Source organism: Paenibacillus sp. S-38 (assembly GCF_049942825.1).
Lineage (GTDB): Bacteria > Bacillota > Bacilli > Paenibacillales > NBRC-103111 > Paenibacillus_G.
Window position 1 is genome coordinate 5,397,395 of the sequence record NZ_CP187970.1, and the last position, 19,188, is coordinate 5,416,582.

General features: G+C 61.9%; 19 protein-coding genes. 2 read left to right on the forward strand and 17 right to left on the reverse strand.

All coding sequences use genetic code 11. The features are described 5' to 3' along the window. Positions 1-191: 191 nt before the first annotated feature. The 9 genes from ACP26L_RS23640 to ACP26L_RS23680 form a co-directional block, all read right to left on the reverse strand. Positions 192-1,196 carry an SIS domain-containing protein gene (locus ACP26L_RS23640; RefSeq protein WP_426446918.1) on the reverse strand — a complete coding sequence of 335 codons (1,005 nt, stop codon included), beginning with the start codon at positions 1,194-1,196 and terminating at the stop codon, positions 192-194. Positions 1,197-1,345: 149 nt separating this feature from the next. Continuing rightward, positions 1,346-2,470, reverse strand: a complete 1,125-nt coding sequence (locus tag ACP26L_RS23645; RefSeq protein ID WP_426446920.1) for a type II asparaginase — start codon at positions 2,468-2,470, stop codon at positions 1,346-1,348. 13 nt (positions 2,471-2,483) lie between these two features. Further along, entirely contained in the window at positions 2,484-3,290 is an 807-nt protein-coding gene (locus ACP26L_RS23650) for a TIM barrel protein (RefSeq protein WP_426446922.1), read from the reverse strand. A gap of 70 nt (positions 3,291-3,360) precedes the next feature. Continuing rightward, positions 3,361-4,239, reverse strand: coding sequence for a carbohydrate ABC transporter permease (locus ACP26L_RS23655; protein WP_426446924.1), 879 nt, complete (start codon positions 4,237-4,239; stop codon positions 3,361-3,363). Between the two features lie 3 nt (positions 4,240-4,242). After that, positions 4,243-5,121, reverse strand: a complete 879-nt coding sequence (locus ACP26L_RS23660; RefSeq protein ID WP_426446926.1) for a carbohydrate ABC transporter permease — start codon at positions 5,119-5,121, stop codon at positions 4,243-4,245. Further along, the gene (locus ACP26L_RS23665) at positions 5,118-6,425 is read right to left on the reverse strand and encodes an ABC transporter substrate-binding protein (RefSeq protein WP_426446928.1); all 1,308 of its coding nucleotides are present in this window, start codon (positions 6,423-6,425) and stop codon (positions 5,118-5,120) included. Before ACP26L_RS23665 ends, ACP26L_RS23660 begins: the two co-directional genes overlap by 4 nt. 297 nt (positions 6,426-6,722) lie before the next feature. Beyond that, positions 6,723-7,544: a PfkB family carbohydrate kinase gene (locus ACP26L_RS23670; RefSeq protein WP_426446930.1), complete on the reverse strand. Its 822-nt coding sequence runs from the start codon at positions 7,542-7,544 to the stop codon at positions 6,723-6,725. 176 nt (positions 7,545-7,720) lie between these two features. Beyond that, positions 7,721-8,485, reverse strand: a complete 765-nt coding sequence (locus ACP26L_RS23675) for a UTRA domain-containing protein (protein WP_426446932.1) — start codon at positions 8,483-8,485, stop codon at positions 7,721-7,723. A gap of 253 nt (positions 8,486-8,738) precedes the next feature. Continuing rightward, positions 8,739-9,011: an HPr family phosphocarrier protein gene (locus ACP26L_RS23680; protein ID WP_426446933.1), complete on the reverse strand. Its 273-nt coding sequence runs from the start codon at positions 9,009-9,011 to the stop codon at positions 8,739-8,741. Positions 9,012-9,240: 229 nt separating this feature from the next. Here ACP26L_RS23680 and ACP26L_RS23685 point away from each other — a divergent pair, with 229 nt between their 5' ends. Next, positions 9,241-9,609 carry a hypothetical protein gene (locus ACP26L_RS23685; protein ID WP_426446935.1) on the forward strand — a complete coding sequence of 123 codons (369 nt, stop codon included), beginning with the start codon at positions 9,241-9,243 and terminating at the stop codon, positions 9,607-9,609. A 219-nt stretch (positions 9,610-9,828) separates the two neighbouring features. On the opposite strand, the gene hrpB is transcribed toward ACP26L_RS23685, so the two are convergent. From hrpB to ACP26L_RS23715, 6 genes are all read right to left on the reverse strand, one after another. Beyond that, positions 9,829-12,306, reverse strand: a complete 2,478-nt coding sequence (gene hrpB, locus ACP26L_RS23690) for an ATP-dependent helicase HrpB (protein ID WP_426446937.1) — start codon at positions 12,304-12,306, stop codon at positions 9,829-9,831. A gap of 399 nt (positions 12,307-12,705) precedes the next feature. Next, positions 12,706-13,242: a chromate transporter gene (locus ACP26L_RS23695; protein WP_426446939.1), complete on the reverse strand. Its 537-nt coding sequence runs from the start codon at positions 13,240-13,242 to the stop codon at positions 12,706-12,708. Between the two features lie 57 nt (positions 13,243-13,299). Further along, positions 13,300-13,929, reverse strand: coding sequence for a chromate transporter (locus ACP26L_RS23700; RefSeq protein WP_426446940.1), 630 nt, complete (start codon positions 13,927-13,929; stop codon positions 13,300-13,302). A gap of 329 nt (positions 13,930-14,258) precedes the next feature. After that, on the reverse strand, positions 14,259-14,660 hold the full coding sequence (locus ACP26L_RS23705; protein ID WP_426446942.1) for a hypothetical protein: 402 nt from the start codon (positions 14,658-14,660) through the stop codon (positions 14,259-14,261). Positions 14,661-14,756: 96 nt separating this feature from the next. Further along, complete coding sequence (locus tag ACP26L_RS23710; protein ID WP_426446943.1) at positions 14,757-14,969, reverse strand: YwbE family protein; 213 nt, start codon at positions 14,967-14,969, stop codon at positions 14,757-14,759. Continuing rightward, positions 14,969-15,154, reverse strand: coding sequence for a hypothetical protein (locus ACP26L_RS23715; protein ID WP_426446945.1), 186 nt, complete (start codon positions 15,152-15,154; stop codon positions 14,969-14,971). Before ACP26L_RS23715 ends, ACP26L_RS23710 begins: the two co-directional genes overlap by 1 nt. A gap of 204 nt (positions 15,155-15,358) precedes the next feature. Between ACP26L_RS23715 and ACP26L_RS23720 the strand changes: the two genes are divergently transcribed. Next, on the forward strand, positions 15,359-15,802 hold the full coding sequence (locus ACP26L_RS23720; protein ID WP_426446946.1) for a FixH family protein: 444 nt from the start codon (positions 15,359-15,361) through the stop codon (positions 15,800-15,802). A gap of 281 nt (positions 15,803-16,083) precedes the next feature. Here ACP26L_RS23720 and ACP26L_RS23725 read toward each other — a convergent pair whose 3' ends face one another. Both ACP26L_RS23725 and ACP26L_RS23730 read right to left on the reverse strand, forming a co-directional pair. Next, complete coding sequence (locus ACP26L_RS23725; protein WP_426446948.1) at positions 16,084-16,782, reverse strand: sulfite exporter TauE/SafE family protein; 699 nt, start codon at positions 16,780-16,782, stop codon at positions 16,084-16,086. Positions 16,783-16,797: 15 nt separating this feature from the next. After that, positions 16,798-19,029 (reverse strand): heavy metal translocating P-type ATPase, encoded by a 2,232-nt coding sequence (locus ACP26L_RS23730; protein ID WP_426446949.1) that lies wholly within the window; start codon positions 19,027-19,029, stop codon positions 16,798-16,800. Positions 19,030-19,188: the final 159 nt, after the last annotated feature.

The following is a 19,188-nucleotide window of genomic DNA, read 5'->3' on the forward strand; positions in this document are numbered from 1 at the left end:
GCGTTACAAGCAGGATTAAACGGCTTCGCCGTCCTTTACGGACGATGCGCGTTGATAAGAAGAAGATGACGGGATCGAGCCCTGGAGAGATATCCATACTTAGAATAAAAAAAGAAGGGTGCGGCCGGCGCCCCCTTCTCTCTCCAGGCAAGGAGCAGCGCTCCGTTACCCATCCCGCGATCGATTACCGGTTAATAAGGAACCTTGAACATGTAGCGCCGGGTTTCGAGCGGATGCTTCCTGGCTTCCGCCAGCTCCACCGCATAGACCCGGAGGACGAAATTCAGTACGAGCGGAGCCAGGTATCCTCTGAGTTCTTCGTCAATGCCCGTCAGATCGAACTGCTTCGCATCGAGCACCAGCAGCTTCTCCCCGTACTGCTCCAGGAAGGTCAGCGCCCGTTCCTCGAGCGGCCGGGTCTCATCCAGCCCCATCAGAAGCACGAAGGGCACATCCTTGTCGAGAATTTCGAACGGGCCGTGGAAGAACTCTCCGGCGTGGATCGCCTGCGAATGAATCCACTGCATCTCCATCAGGATGCAGATCGCGAACGAGTAGGCGACGCCGTAGTTCGCTCCGCTGGCCATCGTGTAGATCACTTTCTCGTCCTTGTACTGTGCGGCATAAGCCTTGGCGGCCTCGGCGTACTGGGCTTTCGCATTGTCAAAAACCGTGTCCAGGTGCTCCAGGCTGCCCAGCAGCTTCTGGTACTTCGTATTGCCTTCCTTGACGTACAGCAGCCCCATCGACAGCCGGTACAGGATCGCGTAGTTCATGATCTCCGGATGAGGGTCCAGCTGTCCCGCCGGCGCCCAGCTGTAGTTCACCGTAAAGTCCGATTCCTCCGAGAGCGGCGCCTCGCCGACATACATCAGCGCTACCGTGAGGGCGCCTTTCCCCTTCGCGAAGGCGGCGGCCTGCGTCGTTTCCGGCGTCTTTCCCTTGTGGGAGCACAGAATGACCAGCGAGTTCGGACCAAGCGTGCCGGGGCTGCGGTGGATGAATTCATTGGAGCTGTATACCTCGGCGGTGATGGAGGAGGACTCCCGGTCGATGAAGTACTTGCTCGGGTACATCAGAGCGGATGAACCGCCGCAGGCGACGAAGAAAATCCGGTCAATCGTGCGTTCCTTGAAAGCTTCCAGAATGCGTTCCACCTGCGTCTCAGCCTTCGTTACCACGTTCGTCTGCATCATAGATATGACCTCCAAAGTTTTATGATGTTATAAGATGTTATATTTAATGGTATAGCATCCCATCTCTCTTTCGTCAACAGGCAATTTCACCGGGAACTCTTGCGGAAGAACTCATAGGAGTTCCTCCGCTTGCATAGCCGCCTTCTCTCTTAGTACTCATCGAAGAACTGCTGGATATGGGCCGGGTCGCTCGTCGACGCCAGCGCCAGCATCAGGAGGATCCGCGCCTTCTGCGGATTGAGTGAATCGGAGGTCACGAATTTCTTCTCGTCATCCTGTGCGGAATGGGTCACCGTCCCGCCGCCCGTGCGTGAGGACCGGACGATCACCGCACCCGCTTCCTGCGCCGCCTTCGCGCCGGCCTCTCCCTTCTTGGACAGGGAACCGTCACCCGAGCCGGCGATGACTATGCCTTTGGCCCCCGCTTCCACAGCGGCTTTATACAAATACTCCCCGTCGTTCTGGTAACTGTAGAGAATATCCACCTGCGGCAGCTCCGAGAGGTATTCAATATTGAACTTGCTGTCTGCGGTATGCTTGCGGGTGGATTCGCTGTAGAAGTGGATCTTGCCCCCCGAGATCATGCCGAGATAGCCGTCCTCCACGGACTTGAACGTATCGAGCGACGTCGTATGTGTCTTGGTGATGAAGCGCGCCGCACCGATCCGGTCATTGAGCAGCACGAGCGCCCCCTTGCCCTTCGCTTCCTCGCTGCCGGCGAGCTTCACCGCGTTGTACAGGTTCATCGGCCCGTCTGCGCTGATCGCCGTCGACGGTCTCATCGCGCCGACGACCACCACCGGCTTATTGCTCTTGACCACGAGGTTCAGGAAATAGGCCGTTTCCTCCAGCGTATCCGTGCCATGCGTGACCACTACGCCGTCCACGTCGTTCGAGGAGAGCAGCAAGTTGATCCGCTTGCCCAGGGCCAGCAGTGTGTCATTCGTGATATCCGGGGAGCCGACATTGGCGATTTGCTCGCCGCTGACGTTAGCGATCGTTTTCATCTCGGGCACGGCTTTGATCAGGGTATCCACCGTGGTGGAACCGATCGAGTACCCCGTCGTCGCCGTATTCGAAGCCGCCACGCCCGCTATGGTGCCGCCGGTAGCCAGGATTTTGACGTTCGGGAGCTTGATCTCCCGGGTATCTTTCGCCACAGCCGCCGCTTCGGAAGCCGTCCCGGCCGCGGTAACTGCCGGTGCCTCCGGGAAGGTGAGGGTCAGGATATGAGCCAACAGTGCCGCCGTCATGATTTTGTTCATCGTTTTCATCTATAATCTCCTCCTAAGGATGGCTGAAACCCAAAGTAATCAGGCTGTCTCTCGAAGCCTTCTCCGGATCCCGGTTATACTGGGGGCCGATGAGCTCCAGACTGAGCGCTCCGCGGTAGCCGATTCGCCGCAGGCTCTCCCGGAAGGCGTCCAGCGGATACACGCCTTCCCCCCAGGCGAGGTGGGCCGAGGTCTTCCCGTCGCCGTCGAGAAAGTGGATATGTACGAGCTCCTCCCCGAAGGCCTCCCCATACGCCTCCAGCGTATCGCCCGCCAGCACCATCGGAACTGTATCGAGCAGTACTTTCAGCGCCGGAGAACCCACCTCACGGTGCATCCGCTGCAGCGAATCCAAATCGGTAACGAGGTTGGAGCCGAAGCGGGAGAGGGGCTCCAGCAGCAGCTGAACCCCCGCCTCCCGGGCGTCCTCCGCCAGCTCTGCAAGCGATGCCCTTCCCCGCTCCCACGCCTCCTCCCTCGGTTCGTTGAAGAACCCGTACCCCGCCGTCACGAGCAGACGGGAGCACTCCAGCGTGTTGGCCGCACCGATCGCCCGCCGGAAGTAATCCAGACTCCGCCTGCGGCACGCGGCATCCTTAGCCGATAGATTGACCGGATAGATGCACTGCTCCGGCGTAAGGCAGAGGAGCTCCAGGCCGCGCTGCCGCAGCCCGCCGAGCACACGCGACAATTCGGCATGCCCGAGGTCCGGCAGGTACAGGTGCGGCGCCCCTCCCCAGAGCTCCACCGCATCCAGCCCCAGCCGCACGGTCGAGTCCAGGAAGTAATCGAGCGGATACCGGTGGTAATGAAAATTCATGTTCGCGATTCGGTTCAGGTGCTTCTCCCTCCCTTCTCATCGCTTCGTGATGCATCAAAAAGCACTGCGGCTATCCCTTGACCCCGCCGTCACCCAGACCGCGAATGAATACCTTCTGCATCGCGACGAACAGGACGATGAGCGGCAGAGCCGAAAGCGTAAGCCCTGCCATCAGCACGCCCCAATCGGTGGACAGGGCGTCCCGGAACGCCATCAAGCCGGCCGTAATCGTCTTAACCGCATCGCTGTCGACGAAGATGATCGCGAACATGAATTCGTTCCAGGCATAGTAAGCCGTCTGCAGGGCCGCTGTCAGGATGATGGGCATGCTCAGCGGCAGGAAGATACGGAAGAGAATCCCGAGACTCGAGCAGCCCTCCAGGTACGCCGATTCTTCATATTCCTTCGGCAGCGCTACGAAGAAGGAGCGGATGAGCAGCACGATCAGCGAGGTCTTGAACGCGATATAAGGGAGAATCAGCGACCAGTGCGTATCATAGAGGCCGAGGAGCTGCACGAGTTTGTACAGCGGGATCAGGCTGACCTGCGGCGAGAACATCAATCCGGCCGTCAGCAGAGCCAGGATCAGGTGCTTGCCCCGGAAGCTGAAGCGCGAGAGCCCGTAAGCGCTGAAGGCGCTGAAGAGCACGTTGCACAGCACGGTCATACCGGTCACGATCACCGAGTTCATGAAGTAATCCGACAGCCCCTGCTTCCACGCCGAGCTGTAGTTCGAGAACATCCACTGCTGGGGCAGCGACCACGTGCGGCTGTAGATGTCGTTCGTTTCCTTGAAGGAGCTGATCACCATCCAGAACAGCGGATAGGCGACCGCGAGGAAGTACAGCAGAAGCATCAGGGACACACAGACGGTTCCGATCAGGAAAGCGGCGGAGTATGATCTACTCCGGGCGCGCTCCCTTGACAAAGCAGCAGGTATAGTCGTCATGGCTCATCCCTCCCGGCCCGTATTGAACAGCTTCGACTGCACGAGATACAGCATCAAGGTTATGACCAGAATCATATTCGCGATCGTGGAGGCATAGCCCATTTCGTTATCCACGAACGCCTTGCGGTACAGGTAGGTGCTCAGCACCTGGGAAGCATCCCCCGGTCCGCCCTTGGTCAGGACGAACACATCGCTGAATACCAGAATCGACTGGGACAGCGTGTAGACCGTGACGACGAACATGATCTCTTTGACCTGCGGCAGGGTGATATGAAGGAAGCTCCGGATGCGGCCGCAGCCGTCGATCCGGCCGGCCTCGTACAGCTCCTGCGGAATCTTCTGGATCGCCACGATATAGAGCATGGTCGTATATCCGAGCCCCTGCCACTGCCCGATACTGATCACCGCGTACATGGCGGTCCGGCTGTTGCCGAGCCACCCGGTCGTCCACTTCTCGAGGCCGACCGAGCGGAGAAAGCCGTTGAGCAGCCCGATCTCCGGATGGTAGATGAACCCGAACAGCAGACCGATGATCGACACGGAGATCAGAACCGGCAGGAAGTAGACCGTGCGGAGCAGCGGAGCGACCCGGCGGAACAGCCGGTCTTCCAGCACGGCGGCCAGCACTAGGGCCCCCAAGACCTGCAGCAGCACGGAGACCAGCACATGCAGCAGGTTGTTCTTCAGCGCCGAATAGAAGAGCGAATCCTTCAGCAGCCTCGTATAATTATCGAGCCCGATGAACCTGCGGTCCGAGGAAAAAGGGGTCCAATCAAAGAAGCTCGACTGCAGATTCTGCACGACGGGATAATAGATGAACAGGATCATGACCAGCAGACTTGGAGCGACATAGAAGTAGGGAGTCAGCCTGCGGCGTGTCATTTCGCTGCCCCTTGAACCTCTTTGGCAGCCGTCTGCACATCCTTCATGATGCGGGAGGGATCGGACTCGCCGTTGAGCATCTTCTGCACGCCCGAGAGATACGGCTGGAACACACGGCCGTCGAGCACGTTATCGATCCACAGCGCCATGGATTCCGCTTTCTCGAGCTGCTGTGCGGCTTCCACCATATTCGGGATGACCGCCGAGCTGCTGTTTACCGATCCCTGGACGACGCTTAGATAATTCGTCTCCTTCACCCACTTCTCCGCCATCCCCTTCGAGGTGAGGAACTTCAAGAATTCCACCGCCGCCGCCGGATGCTTCGTGGCCGCCGAGATCATAAAGCCCTCCGGGGCTCCCGTCAGCACATCCTGCTTGCCCTTCCCCTCCTCGATGCTCGGGAAGTCAAACAGCCCCCACTGGAACTTGACGTCCTTCATGAACCGGAACTCGTTGGTCTCAAAGTACGCTACCGCCGATTTGCCGTTCAGGAACAGGTTCTTCTCATCCTCGTGCGACAGGGCGTTCGGATCCGCGTTGAAGTAAGACTTCAGCTGCCCGAGCTTCTCCAGCGCTCCGATGTAGGCCGGATCGGTGAACTCGCCTGTGGCCCGGTTGTAATCCTTGGCCAGCACCTCCGGAGCCACCATCCGCTGATTCAGGGTCGTCAGATAATGACCGGCAACCCAGGGCGCCTTGTTGCCAAGGCCGATCGGGGTATATCCGGCTTCCTTCACCTTATCGAGGACGGCGATGAATTCGTTCCATGTCTTCGGCGGCTGCAGGCTGAGCTTCGCGAAGATGTCCTTGTTGTAATAGAACTTCTTGGCGTCGATAGAGAACGGAACACCGTAAGTCTTACCGTCCTTGGAGAAAGCGTTGAAGTAAGCCTTGTTGATGGAGCCTGACCATGCGGCATCCCCTTGCACGTAGGAGGTCAGATCAAGCGCTTTACCTTCACGAATGAATTTCTCCCCGTATTCGCCCACCCATGTGAAGAAAATGTCCGGAGGATTGTTGTTGCCGAGGAGCACGTTGACCTTCTGCTTGTAATCTTCACCGAGGATGTTGATGACGCTGATCTCCACCTTCGGATGCGCCTTATGGAACTCTTCGATGACTCCGTCGAAGTAGCCTTTCATCGGCTGATTCGGCCAGCGGTGCAGGATGGTCAGCTTGACCTCTTCGTCCATACCTTCCTGCCCTTCCGCCCCCGCAGCCGGAGCCGACCCGCCGCCGGAGCAGGCTCCCAGCAGCAGTATGCCGAGCAGAACTGCCGGTGTACCCCACATTCTCTTCTTCATGGATGAATCCCCCTTACACATTTGAGTTTCGCCCGTAATTCGCCTTCCGTTTGAACCTCACAGGTATCACTGCCGTTAACCGCGCATTTCGTATACCACCCCCTAATTCGTTATATGTTGTTATAGTATAATATATATCATTGTTATTCAGAGGTGTCAATATCATTTTTAAAAGGAAGCGTTTTCTTGTGTTATATAACATCACACAATACTTTTTTTGGTTATAAAAAAACTGTCTAGTGTTAGTTTTTCTAACACTAGACAGCCCGATGATCGCTGCATTCCCTTACCGCCTGCCTAACCGGCGATCCCGCAGCCGAAGGCTCCATATACGCCGCAGGTTGCCGCTGCCGCTTCCGCGGCACGCTCCAATGCCCTGCGCATATCCCCGCCGGGGTGATACGCGGTCAAAAACGTGCCGATAAACGAGTCGCCCGCCCCCATGGTATCCACCACGCGGGCAGCGGCCGGCCTCTGCACAACCCGTACACCGCGTTCCGAGAAAAGGGCCGGATCGCTTCCCCGGGTCACTCCCACCACGGCCGTACCCAGCCCGTGTACCTTGTCGATCAGCCGGTCTATCTCTTCGCCGGGCAGCCCGCTGCCTGAGAAGAAGGCATACGTCAGATAAGGGCAGATCCGCTCGAGATCCTCCTGCGTATATTTGACAGGGGTCGAGAAGTCATAGGAGATCACCCGGCCGGCCAGGCGCGGCAGCTCGTGCTCGATCTCGCTGTTCACACTGGCATGCACCACATCGAACCGGCTGATATAGTCCAGATCCTGCGGAGTCAGCCGAAGCGCCAGCAGGGACTGCACTCTCACGTCCCGGTTCGTGCCCATGAACACCCGGTCCCCGTCTTCGTTCAGCGTCACCCTTGCCACCCCGCTCGGTCCGCAGACGCGCCGGATCCTCTCCGTACCGATCTGCTCCTGCCGCAGGCACGCGAGGATATGATCGGCCGCCGCGTCGCTGCCTACAATCCCAAGATAAGCCGCCTCCAAGGCGCCGCTGCGCCGGCTGGCCACAGCCACGTTCAGTGCGTTCCCTCCGGGATACATTATCCCCTGGTCCTGATAATAATCGACCACGTTATCCCCAATCCCGATCAACTTCATCGCCGCGCCCCCATCCTGATATGGATTCTAAGATGCCGAACCCAATTTGTTATATATCGTAATATAATAATGTATATCATCAGATAGGGAGGATCGTCAATCCTGCCCCTCCAAAAACAAAAAGCCGCACGCCTTCAGAAAGAAAACTTGCTCCCTTCTTCCTGGCGCGCGGCCTTCTACGATTCTCCATCATTAGGAAAATCGCCCCGGTCCGCTTTGTCCGTATCGAGTGTAAAAATCACCTTGCTCGTCATAAAAAGGGAATAAGAGAGGTGGAGAACCCGGCCCGATTTGTCGCTGCTCTTTTTCTCGATGACGAACAGCGGCGTGCCCCGGTCGCAGTGAAACAGCTCCGCTTCATACTCCGATGCGAACACCACTTCAAGCGACTTCTCGGACCGGTTCATCTCGACCCCGTATCTGCTCTTCAGGATGCTGTAGGTTGAGGCGGATTCCCCGATATGCTTCTCAAGATCGGGCAGGTGTCTCAGAGGATAATGCGAAGTTTCGATAATGAAGGGCTCGTTGTCAATAAACAGAAGCCGGTGCAGCTTCAGAACCGGATCCCCATCAGGGATTCCGAACGTCCTGGCCAAGGACTCGTCCGCCGCAAGGACGATGTTCGACAGGATCTGAGAGCTCGGCTTCTTGCCCGAGGCCATCGTAAGTTCGGAGAACCCGCCGACCGAGATCAGCTCGCGTTTGACCTTCGTTTCCTTTACGAAGGTCCCCTTGCCCTGCTGGCGGTGCAGAATTCCCTCCTCGACGAGATCGCTGATCGCCCGGCGGGCCGTAATCCGGCTTACCCCGTACGTCTCGCAGAGCTCCGACTCCGGCGGCAGTTGCTGTCCCGCCTTGTAAGTGCCGCGCAGAATCGCTTCCTTGAGAATCTGCTTTAATTGGGAGTACAGGGGCTTTTGGCTCGAATTATTCAGTTTCATATGCTTTTGCTCCCATCCTAGTGGATCATAGGTAAGCCGAGACCCGATGTAGACGCTTTATTTTTTACAATATATCATAAGTCGTATTATGTCAAAAGTCCCGATTCGTTATAGACGCTCTAAGGGGAGCGAAGCAGGAACTGCGGCGAACTTCGTGCCAAGAGAACAGATGAGACCTCCCCCGCAGCGCCTCGCTAAATCCGGACATGAAAAAAACACCCCCGGGCCTAGCCCAAGGGGTGCTTCCTTCGCTTCATGAATTCCATTCCTGCCGCTCGAGCAGTGAAGCAATCCGCTCCAGCGCTTCTTCTTCATCGTTGCCCTGGGCCAGTACCGTGACCCTTGTCCCCCTGCGCATGGGCAGCATCATCATGCCGAGCAGACTCTTCGCATCGAGCTGTATCCGTTCATTCTCGAACTTGATCTTTATATCAGAGCGGAACAGGCTCGCCTGCTGGGCGATCCGCTGCAAATGGTCGGGCTGAAGATCCTCAGGTACCGTGACGTCATGAACTCTCAAAGGCATACCTCCGTTCTTTTCTTGTCGTATGTAAGCGGGGTGAAGTCATTATACTACAGAACTGCGCATCCCGGAAGCGGTTGCAAACATTTTCATAGAAAACGGGCTCCCTCCGGGCAAGCCCCGACCTTGGTCCAGTTTTCGTACCGTCTTTGGACGGTTTGCACGGGAAGGCGGATGCGCTACAATAAGGACATAGCTCCACAAGTTTATCGCAGGGGACCGGTGAAAGCCAATGAAATGGGAACAACAATGGGATCAAAAGTGGACCGGGAAGCCGGGTCGTAAATGGGACTGGAAACGCGTCTCGGGTGCCGTTCTGATCGCACTCGGCATCTGGGGGATGTTCTTCTGGGGCGGGCTCGCCGGGTTCTTCACGTACCTATTCGCCGCGGTGCTGCTCGGGTTCGGCTACATGCTGTGGCGCGGAGCCGATACGCTCCTCAAGCGGATCTGCAGCGGCGCCGCCATGGTCGCCGCCGTGGCGCTCATGCTCTTCAAGCTGAACCTTCTGCTCGGGATGCTGCTGTCGCTGGCCCTGCTCTACCTGGGCTGGAGGCTCATGCGCCCGGCAGGGATGTACTTCGGCACATTCCGCTGGTAAGACTGCTGTCGATGCACAGGTTGGAAGAGCTTGAACCGCGACTTGGAAAGCCGGCATATCCAGGGAGCCGCCGCTTGGGGCGGATTGACCCTTACGAAGTACAAGAGCATGACCCGTCATGCCAACATAAAAACCACCCTGCCGCGAAAGCGGTAAGGTGGTTTTTGTGCTTAACCGGGAGGCGATGGCCTCCGGATGCCAAGATTCCGGCCTGCCGGCTTATGTGCGGGGGCGCACCCGGCTCGTCGGCACGGCCTCCAGCGGATCCTCCGGCCAATAATGCTTGGGGTAACGGCCCTTGAGGTCCTTCTTGACCTCGAAGTACCCCTCGCGCCAGAAGCTGGCGAGATCCTTCGTCACCTGCACCGGCCGCTGCGCCGGCGAAAGCAAGTGAAGCACGAGGCCGACCTTCCCGCCGGCGATCCGCGGCGTCTCCCGCAGGCCGAACAGCTCCTGCAGCCGCACGGCCAGCGCCGGAGCGTCCGGGTCGCTGTAGTCGACCGGGATGCGGGAGCCGCTCGGCACCGTCACGTGCGTCGGCACGTACTCGCCGAGGAGCTGCCGCTGCGGCCAAGCCAGCAGCGATTCCAGCGCCTCGAACAGCGGCACGCGCTGCAGATCGCCGCGGCTCTTCAATCCGTACAGATGCGGTGCGAGCCACTCCTCCAGGCTGCCGAGCAGCGCTTCGTCGGACACATCCGGCCAATCGCCGCGGTGCCGGTGCAGGAAGCCGATCCGCTCGCGAAGCTGCCGGGCGGCCTTCGACCAAGGCAGCACCCCGAGCCCCTCGAGCCGGATGCCTTCCAGCAGCGCCTGCAGCTGGCGCTCGGGGTTCAGCTCGGCGAGCACCGTCTCCTTCAGAAGCAGCGCGCCGAGCAGCTCCCGCCTGCGGCCGCGGACTGCGCCCGCGCTCCGTTCCCAGACGATGCTCTCTTCCATGCGGATCGCCCCCGCCGCTCCGCGGCGCAGCTCCTCTTCTTCCAGGGGAGCGGCCAGCCGGATGCGGCTCTCCGCCCCTTGGTCGTCCAGCTCCGCCGCCACGATATACGCGGCGTTCCAGAGGAGCTGCTGGCGGGGCAGCACTGCACCGCGGCCGCTGGAGAGCAGATAGCGGCCCCCGCCGCGGTTCTGGCCGATCCGGTCCGGATACGCGAGCGCCAGGCAGACCCCGGCGGATGCCGGGCTGCCCTCGCCTTCCCCGCCCCGCAGGCCGAGCTCGCGGCGCCACATCTTCGCCTCGGCGGCGATCCGCTGCAGCGCGGCGGCGTCCTGCCCGCCGGGGCGGCCGCCTGCGCGCAGCCGCTCCACGCGTGAGCGCAGGTCCGCCTCGTCGGCTCCGCCGAGCACGTCCCGCTCGCCGAGCAGGGCGGCGAGATCGCACGCTAGGCCGCCGAGGCCCAGCGCCTGCGCGCGCAGCAGCATGTGCGCCAGCCGCGGGTGCAGCCCCAGCGAGGCCATCGCCCGGCCGTGGGCCGTGACGGCGCCGCGCGCGTCGAGCGCCTCGAGCAGCTGCAGCAGCTCCAGCGCCTGCGCGTAGGCGCCTGCCGGCGGCGGATCGAGCCACGGCAGCGCGTCCGGGCCGCCCGCGCCCCAGGCGGCCAGCTCCAGCGCCAGCGGGGCGAGGTCCGCTTCGCGGATCTCGGGCACGCGCTGCGGCGGCAGCTGGCGGTGGTCGGCCTCCGACCAGAGCCGGTAGCAGACGCCTGGCGCCAGCCGGCCGGCGCGGCCCCGCCGCTGGTCGGCCGAGGCGGCCGACACGCTCACTGTCTCGAGCCGGCTCATGCCGGTCCGCGGAGAAAAGCGGGGCACGCGCATCAGCCCGCTGTCGATCACGACGCGGATGCCCTCAACCGTGAGGCTTGACTCTGCGATCGACGTGGCGAGCACAACCTTACGCGTGCCCGGCGCGCAGGGCGCCAGCGCCGCATCCTGCGCTTCCTGCGGCAGCATCCCGTAGAGCGGCGCCACCTTGACGCCGGGCCCAAGGCCCCGCTCCGCGAGCAGCTGCGCCGTCCGCCGGATCTCCCCGGCACCGGGCAGAAAGACGAGCAGGTCGCCCTCCTGCTCCGAGAGCGCCTGCGCGATCACCCGGGCCGCCGCGGGTTCGATCCGCCCGTCCGCCGGACGGGCCAAGTACCGGGTCTCCACCGGGTAGCTGCGTCCCTCGCTCGTCACCACCGGGGCCCCGCCGAGCAGCCGGGCTACCGGTTCTGCTTCCAGGGTTGCCGACATGACCAGCAGGCGCAGATCCTCGCGCAGGACTCCCTGCGTCTCCAGGCTGAGCGCCAGGCCGAGATCCGCCTGCAGGCTCCGTTCATGGAACTCGTCGAAGATCAGCAGGCCGACATCTTCGAGTGCCGGGTCGCTCTGCAGCATCCGCGTCAGCACCCCCTCCGTCACGACCTCAATGCGTGTCTTCGGACCTACCTGCGTATCGAGCCTCACCCGGTAGCCAACCGTGGCACCCACGGACTCGCCGAGCGACCGCGCCATGAACCGGGCGGCCGAACGGGCTGCGAGACGCCGGGGCTCGAGCATGACGATCTTGCGCCCGTCCAGCCATGGGGCATCCAGCAGCGACAGCGGCACTCTAGTCGTTTTGCCCGCTCCCGGCGCCGCGATCAGGACGACGCCCGTATGCTCGGCCAGCGCCAGATGCAGCTCGGCCAGTACTGAATCTATTGGCAGCATCGCCATGTTGAATCACTCCACAGTCCCGTTAATTAAGATGAATAAGCCTTCTCCATGCTCCTCATTCCAATAAAACAAATAAATCTCATTGTATCACAGTGATCCATGAGAACACAGCCCGACCGAAGGGGCAGTTCCTCTTCGGATGCTCCGCTGCAGGGAGCCGCGCTTGGCATGCACGGTAATCGGAGCAGGAGTCCTGCCGCGGCGGCACGGTTCACCTCTGAAGTCCCGCATCACATTACGCCATCCTTCCGCCTGCCGCCCGTCTTCTTGGATATCCGCCCCTGCCTTGCAGCCCGCCCTCCGATAACCGCCGCCCCCCTTTTTCCCAGCTGGGAACAGCAAAAAAGGAGCCCCGTGTCCCAGGACTCCTCTCTCATCTTAGCCGGTCCGAACCGGTACTCATTGAAAAAAAGCGATGCCGAGCAGTCCCGACAGCGTCAGGACCGCCAGCGGATGAAGCTTGTAGCGAACCATCGCATAGAGCGAGACGCCCAGTATGATGAACAGTCCCGCCGTATGCCAGGTAAGCCAGGGAAGTCCCTCCCGCGGGAGCAGAAAATGCAGCGCGGCATAGAAGATCATTCCCGTGATGACCGGCTTCAGCCCATAGAACGTATTCCTGAGCCACTCCGACTTCCCTGCACGGAAAAGCATCGCGCTGAGCAGAATGATGAGCGCAAGCGACGGCAGAATCATACCGGTCGTCGCGGCGAAGGCGCCGGCCGCGCCTGCGGTTTCATACCCGATCAGCGTCGCGCTGTTGGTGGCGACAGGTCCCGGCGCCATACCGGCAAGCGCTGTGAGCTCCGTGAAGCGGGCATTGGATACCCATCCGTGTGCCAGCACTTCGTGCCGGATCAACGGAATCATCGCGTAGCCGCCGCCGAACGAGAACAAGCCGATTTTCAGAAATACCGCGAACAAGGTCCAGAGCATGGCGCCGCCCCCCCTTTTTATGGAGTAATCGATTGTTTTGGATTGCAAGCCATCCGTTTAAATGCCGTCAGCGATATAATAATCCGAATACTTGTAGGAAGGCGCCGCTGCGGCACCCGCCGGCTCCTGCCGCTGCAGTCGGCCGCTCTCCCGCTTCACGCGGAACAAGGCCGGCACATGCCCGGCAAGAAGCCCTGTCGTGATCAGTCCTATCGGATGAACCCCGAACATCAGCAGCACCAGAGCGGCCGCCGCCATGATCATGGTTCCCCGGTCCACCAGCGAAGAGCGGCCCATATTGTACGCCGAAACCAGAATCAGGGCCGCCACCCCGGCCTGAATACCGGCCAAGGCCGCAGCCGCCTTGGGATGATGCTGGACTTGGGCGAAGGCCAGCGCTAGTACCAGAACAATCAGGAAGGTCGGCAGCGTGATGCCGAGGATCGCCGCGACCGCTCCGGGAATGCCCTTCATCCGGTACCCGATGAAGGCGGCCGTGTTGACGCCGATCCCTCCGGGCGCGGATCCTGCCACGGCCAGTCCGCTGCTCATCTCCTCCGGGGTGATCCATTGTCTCTTCTCCACGATCTCGCGCTCGATCAGCGGAATCATGGCGTAGCCGCCGCCGAACGACATCGGGGAGATGCGGACAAAGGACCAGAACAGCTTCACGAGAAGTATGCCCACCGCTATCCCTCCATTTTCTATCTTTTATCGTCACTACGTACGTAACCTTTTTTCTTACTATATCCTCATTATACTCTACTTTTTATCATTTTGAAATAATCAAACGCATATATAAGCGGATGAGCTCATTAGAATCCTTGAATTATTCCATAAGGAGGACTGATAAAACGGTTCCTTCTTTTAGTTTCGACCATTGTGGATTATACCACCTCATCTCCATGGGAATACACCGGATTATCTCCGGATCGCCGTCCTTGAAGTGCAAAAAAAGCTTGGACCTTCGGCCCAAGCTTTCTCTGTCCCTCTTTCCTCCTGCAAAGCCGAACGTTCTACCATCCCGGCGGCTCCACGCCGATCGGCGGTCCGCTGCGTCCCCTATAGCTGTGCACGTGCCGCGGCACCGAAAGTATCGTCGTGTAATAGCCCCCTTTGGGCTGGAACGGTTCGTCATCCAGCTCCCCCGTCACTTCGTGATAGTGCGACCCGTCCGGCAGCGGCACCGCAGGCCCGGTACTCCCTATCACTCGGTGAAAATGGCTTCCGGCCGCCATCCGGGTATGCCCCTGGAACATATGTGTATGTCCATCTTCTCCGGTTCCGTTCACGGCGTAGGTATACAGCAGCATGAGATGGGTATGGCCGAGCGCCGGAGCGGTGAGGATCCGGAATTCGTGCGCATGGGACGGGCCCAGTGCTTCCGTGGTCCGCTCAGTGCACCGTGACCTGTTCATTCCCCGGCCTCCTCTCCATGCCCTATGTATACGCCGGTCCGTGTCAGCTCATGTCCGGCCGCAGACGGCTTCGCCTCATAACAAAAAAACCGGAAGTCACTGCTCTTCCGGTTTGCCGATTTCCTGTACGCGGCCGACTTGTCCGTCGGTCAGGCGCACCTTGATGCCGTGCGGATGCGACGGCGAGTTCGTGAGGATGTCCTTGACGATCCCCCGGGTCCGCTTCCCTGTCCGCTGGTCCTGCTTGAGCACGATCGCCACCTCCAGCCCCGGACGGATGTCTTTGCGGCTTTTGCCGCCCGGCACCATCACTGCGTTTCCGGCAGCGGAAGCCAGCCGGTGTAGATGGCATAGTAGAACAGGAATGCGCTTGCGAATCCGAGCGCAATACAAGTCCAGGCGATCGGTTTTCTTTTCTGGAAGAACAGCACGAAGGCCGCACTGAAAAATGCCCCCATGACCAGGAGGCTGAGCAGCAGCTTGATAGTTGCCATGGCTTACGTAATGCCCCTTTCTGAATCTGACCCTTCCAAATTACCATATTTCAGATCAAAATGACACCTTGCCCTCCTCAAACCCATGACAAATTGATGAAAAGCATATCGGGAGGAGGCGGCCGGTATGTATAGAAGAGAACGTGCAATAATGATCTGCAGTTGAAGCGGTGCATGTGAAAACAATACGGTGGGAGGTGGAGCATGAAGGAGAAGTGGCATAGGCGCATCCTCCTGCTTTGGGCCGGCGCGGGAGCGGCGGCCCTGCTGTGGGGAATCGCCCGCCTGCTGTCAGGGGAAGAGGCCGAAGAGGTTTTCCAGCCGCGCAAAGCGTTTGCCGCAGGGAACTACACCGTGGAAGTGGCCTTGAGCGAGGGGCGGGCACGGGTGCTGCAGGAGAATCCGCTCGCCGTGTCCGTCAAGGATGCAGCCGGCTCCCCCGTTGCTGGAGCGGAAGTGCTGGTCGCGATCTCGATGCCCGTGATGTTCTGCGGCACGAGCCGCAGCGAACTGAGCGAGACAGCGCCCGGACTCTACACCGGCAGCGGCATCCCGCTGATGGCCGGCAGGCAGTCCGCCGGCGTGACGGTCCGCCTGCCCGGCGGGGAAGCGCTGCAGGTAAGCTTTCCTTTTGCAGCCGAGCGTTGACAGGGCAGTTGGGCGCCACCCGGCCGGATAATTCGTCTTGGCAGCGGCCCCCCCTCTATGTGATCGTCCCGAAGACTTGGACTTGAAGGAGGAGGTGTCAGCGCCCGCTCCCTCTCCATGATCAGCGCGGCCGCCTGCCCGCCGAACCATCCACCTAATCCTGCGCCGGGGAGCCTTCCGGATCCCGACCGTTCGTCCCCGCCGCACCGCAAGCCCCTTCTGCCGGCAAGCATAAGGGGCTTGCGGCCCGAGGACATGGACCTGCCCCCTTGCCGCCCGGGCTACCACAGCCAGGGATGGACCGAAGGGATCCATCCCCCGGCGGCCAGCCCTCGCAGAATGCAGAGCACACCGATCGTGACCGCCAGCACCCGTCCGGCGGTCCGTGCCCGGCTGCGCAGCGCCCGCCCCAGCCGGCTCGCGGACAAGCCCGCCAGCAGCAGCGCCGGCAGCGTACCCAGCCCGAAGGCGGCCAGCAGCAGCGCCCCTCGGGTAGGGCTGCCGCCTGCGGCGGCGTTCATCTGCATCGCGTAGGTCAGGCCGCACGGCAGGAAGCCGAGAAGCAGCCCGGCGAGCAGGGCGGCCGCAGGCGTGCCTCGGCCCTTCCAGCGGTGGCCGAGGCGCTCTGCCGAGCCCCGCAGCCGCTGCACCGCTTCCGGCAGCGGAACCCGCAGCCGTGTGCCGCGCAGCGCCCACAGAAGGATCAGGCATCCGCCCAGAAGGGTTGCCGTTCCCTGCAGCCGCGCCGCCTGGCCGGCTCCGTCGACAAACGACCCTACAGCGCCCATGAAGGCGCCAAGCGCGGTGTACGTCAGGATGCGGCCTGCGTTATAGCAGAGCAGGGCCCGCACCGGCCGGCTGCCGGCCTTCAGCACAATCCCGGCGGCCGTCCCTCCGCACATCGCCAGGCAGTGCGGAGCGCCGAATAACCCGCCGAGCAGCGCCAGCAGAAGGTCTGCGCCCACGCCCGCCATCTCCATAGGTCTTCTCCCCCTTCACGCGCGCTGAAGCCGCAGCGCGTTGCCAACCACCGTCACGGAGCTGAGCGCCATCGCGGTGCAGGCCATCCACGGGGCAAGCTGGCCGCTCACGGCAAGCGGAACCGCCAGCACATTGTAGCCCAGCGACAGCAGCAGGTTCTGGTAGATGACCCGCATCGTCCTGCGGCTCATCCGGTACGCCTCGGCGACCGCCCCCAGGTCGCCCCGGTGCAGCTGCACCCCCGCGGCAGCCAGCGCCGCATCGGTGCCGCCCCCTACAGCCAGGCCCGCATCCGCGGCGGCCAGCGCTGGGGCGTCGTTGATGCCGTCGCCCGCGACCGCCACCCTGTGGCCTTCCCGCTGCAGCCGGCGCACCAGCTCCAGCTTCTGCTCCGGGCGCATGCCGGCATACCAGCGGGAGATGCCCGCTTGGCCCGCTGTTCTTCGGGCCGCCTCCTCGTGGTCGCCGGTCACGAGGATCACGTCCACGCCGGCAGCCTGCAGCTGGCGGACGGCAGAGCGGGCCCCCGGCCGCAGCGGATCGCTTAGGGCCGCGAGGCCCAGCCAGCGCCCTCCAGAGGCCGCATAGAGCAGCTGACGTCCTTCGCCGAGCCACAGCGCCTCCTGGGCATCGCCTGCGGGCAGCGCGACGCCCAGGCTCTCCAGCCAACGCCGGCTGCCGAGGAGGACGGTATGTCCGTCCACCTCCGCCCGCACCCCGCTGCCCGGCACGGCCTCGAAGGCCGCCGCCTTCGGCAGCGTCAGGCTGCGCCGCTGCGCTTCCCGTACGACCGCGCGGGAGAGCGGGTGCTCCGACGCCTGTCCGGCGGCGGCCATCACGCGCAGGAGCACGGGCTGCGTTACGCCCGGCGCTGGATACAGTCCACTCATACGGGGCCGGCCGGCCGTGAGCGTCCCGGTTTTGTCCAGCAGGAGCACGCCCGTCCCCTGCAGCTCTTCCAGCATCCTCCCTTCCTTGAAGAGGATGCCCTTCTGGGCGGCCCGCCCGGAGCCGACGAGCACCGACACGGGCGTGGCCAGCCCCAGGGCGCAGGGACACGCGATGAGCAGCACGGCGATCGCCTTCTCCAGGGCGCCCGCCGCATGGCCCGCTTCTCCCCATACATACCACCAGCCGAAGGTCAACAGGGCCGTCAGTACGATCAGCGGGACGAAGACGCCGGACACCCGGTCCGCCAGCCGCTGGATCGGTGCCCGGCTCTCCTGCGCCTCCTCGACCATGCGGACCATCCGTGCCACCGTGGAGGTGTGCTCCGGCTTTGTAACCTGCACCGTCAATGCTCCGCTTCCGTTCAGCGTGCCGGCCAGCACCCCGGCGCCCGGTCCTTTCTCCACCGGGAGACTCTCCCCGGTGACCGGCGATTCGTCCACTTCGGAGCTACCCATGAGCACCTTCCCGTCCAGCGGCACTTTCTCCCCCGGCCGGACCAGAATGGTCTCTCCGGCCTGAATCTCTCCGGCCCGGCGCGTCATTTGCCGTCCCCCTGCCAACACCGTCACCTCGGCAGGCTGCAGCTTTCTCAGCGCGGCGATGCTGTCCGACGTCCGCCGCTTGGCTGCAGCCTCGAGCCATTTCCCCAGCCAGACGATCGTGAGGATCATGACACTCGTGTCGAAGAAATAATAGGCATGCCCTCCCCCTGCGTGAGGCATGGGCATCCCACCGGCGTGCAGCAGCCGGTAGTGACTGTACAAATACGCCGACGTGCTGCCCAGCACGATGAGTACGTCCATCGAGGCCCCGCCGGCCCGAAGCGCCTTCCAGGCCCGAAAGTAGAACGGCCCGCCGAGTACGAACTGTACCGGCGTGGCCAGCGCGAGCTGGAACCAGGGGTTCAGCAGCAGCGGCGGCACCCAGAACTGCGCCGACCAGGCATGGTGCGGCGCCATCGCCCAGAGGAAGGGCAGCAGTGCCGCGGCACCGGCCAGGAACGCCCTGCGGTTCGTTCGCACTTCTTCCTCGGCAGCTCCCTCCCGGTGCCCTTCCTGCTTGGGCACCGCCCCAAAGCCGAGGCGTTCAATCCGGTCGATCACCTGCCCGCCGTCGGTTCGCTGCGGGTCCATCGTTACCGAAGCCCGGTTCAGCGCCAGGTTGACGTGGACTTCCTCCACGCCGTCCAGCTTCCCTACCGCCCGCTCGATCCGTGCGGCGCAGGCTGCACAGGTCATGCCCGTGATATCGATCGTCAGCTGTGCCGGCGGCTGCAGCGGTGTGGTTAAACTCACTTCGCCATCCCTCCGATTCTGCGCAAACTGATACAATATATGGACGGGCACCGGGCATCATGACTCGCAAAGCCCCGCAGACAAAAAAATAACCGGCCCTCCGGCCGGCTCTGCTGTGTCTATTGCTTTTTTTCTTCCATGATCCTTCTTCGGACTCCA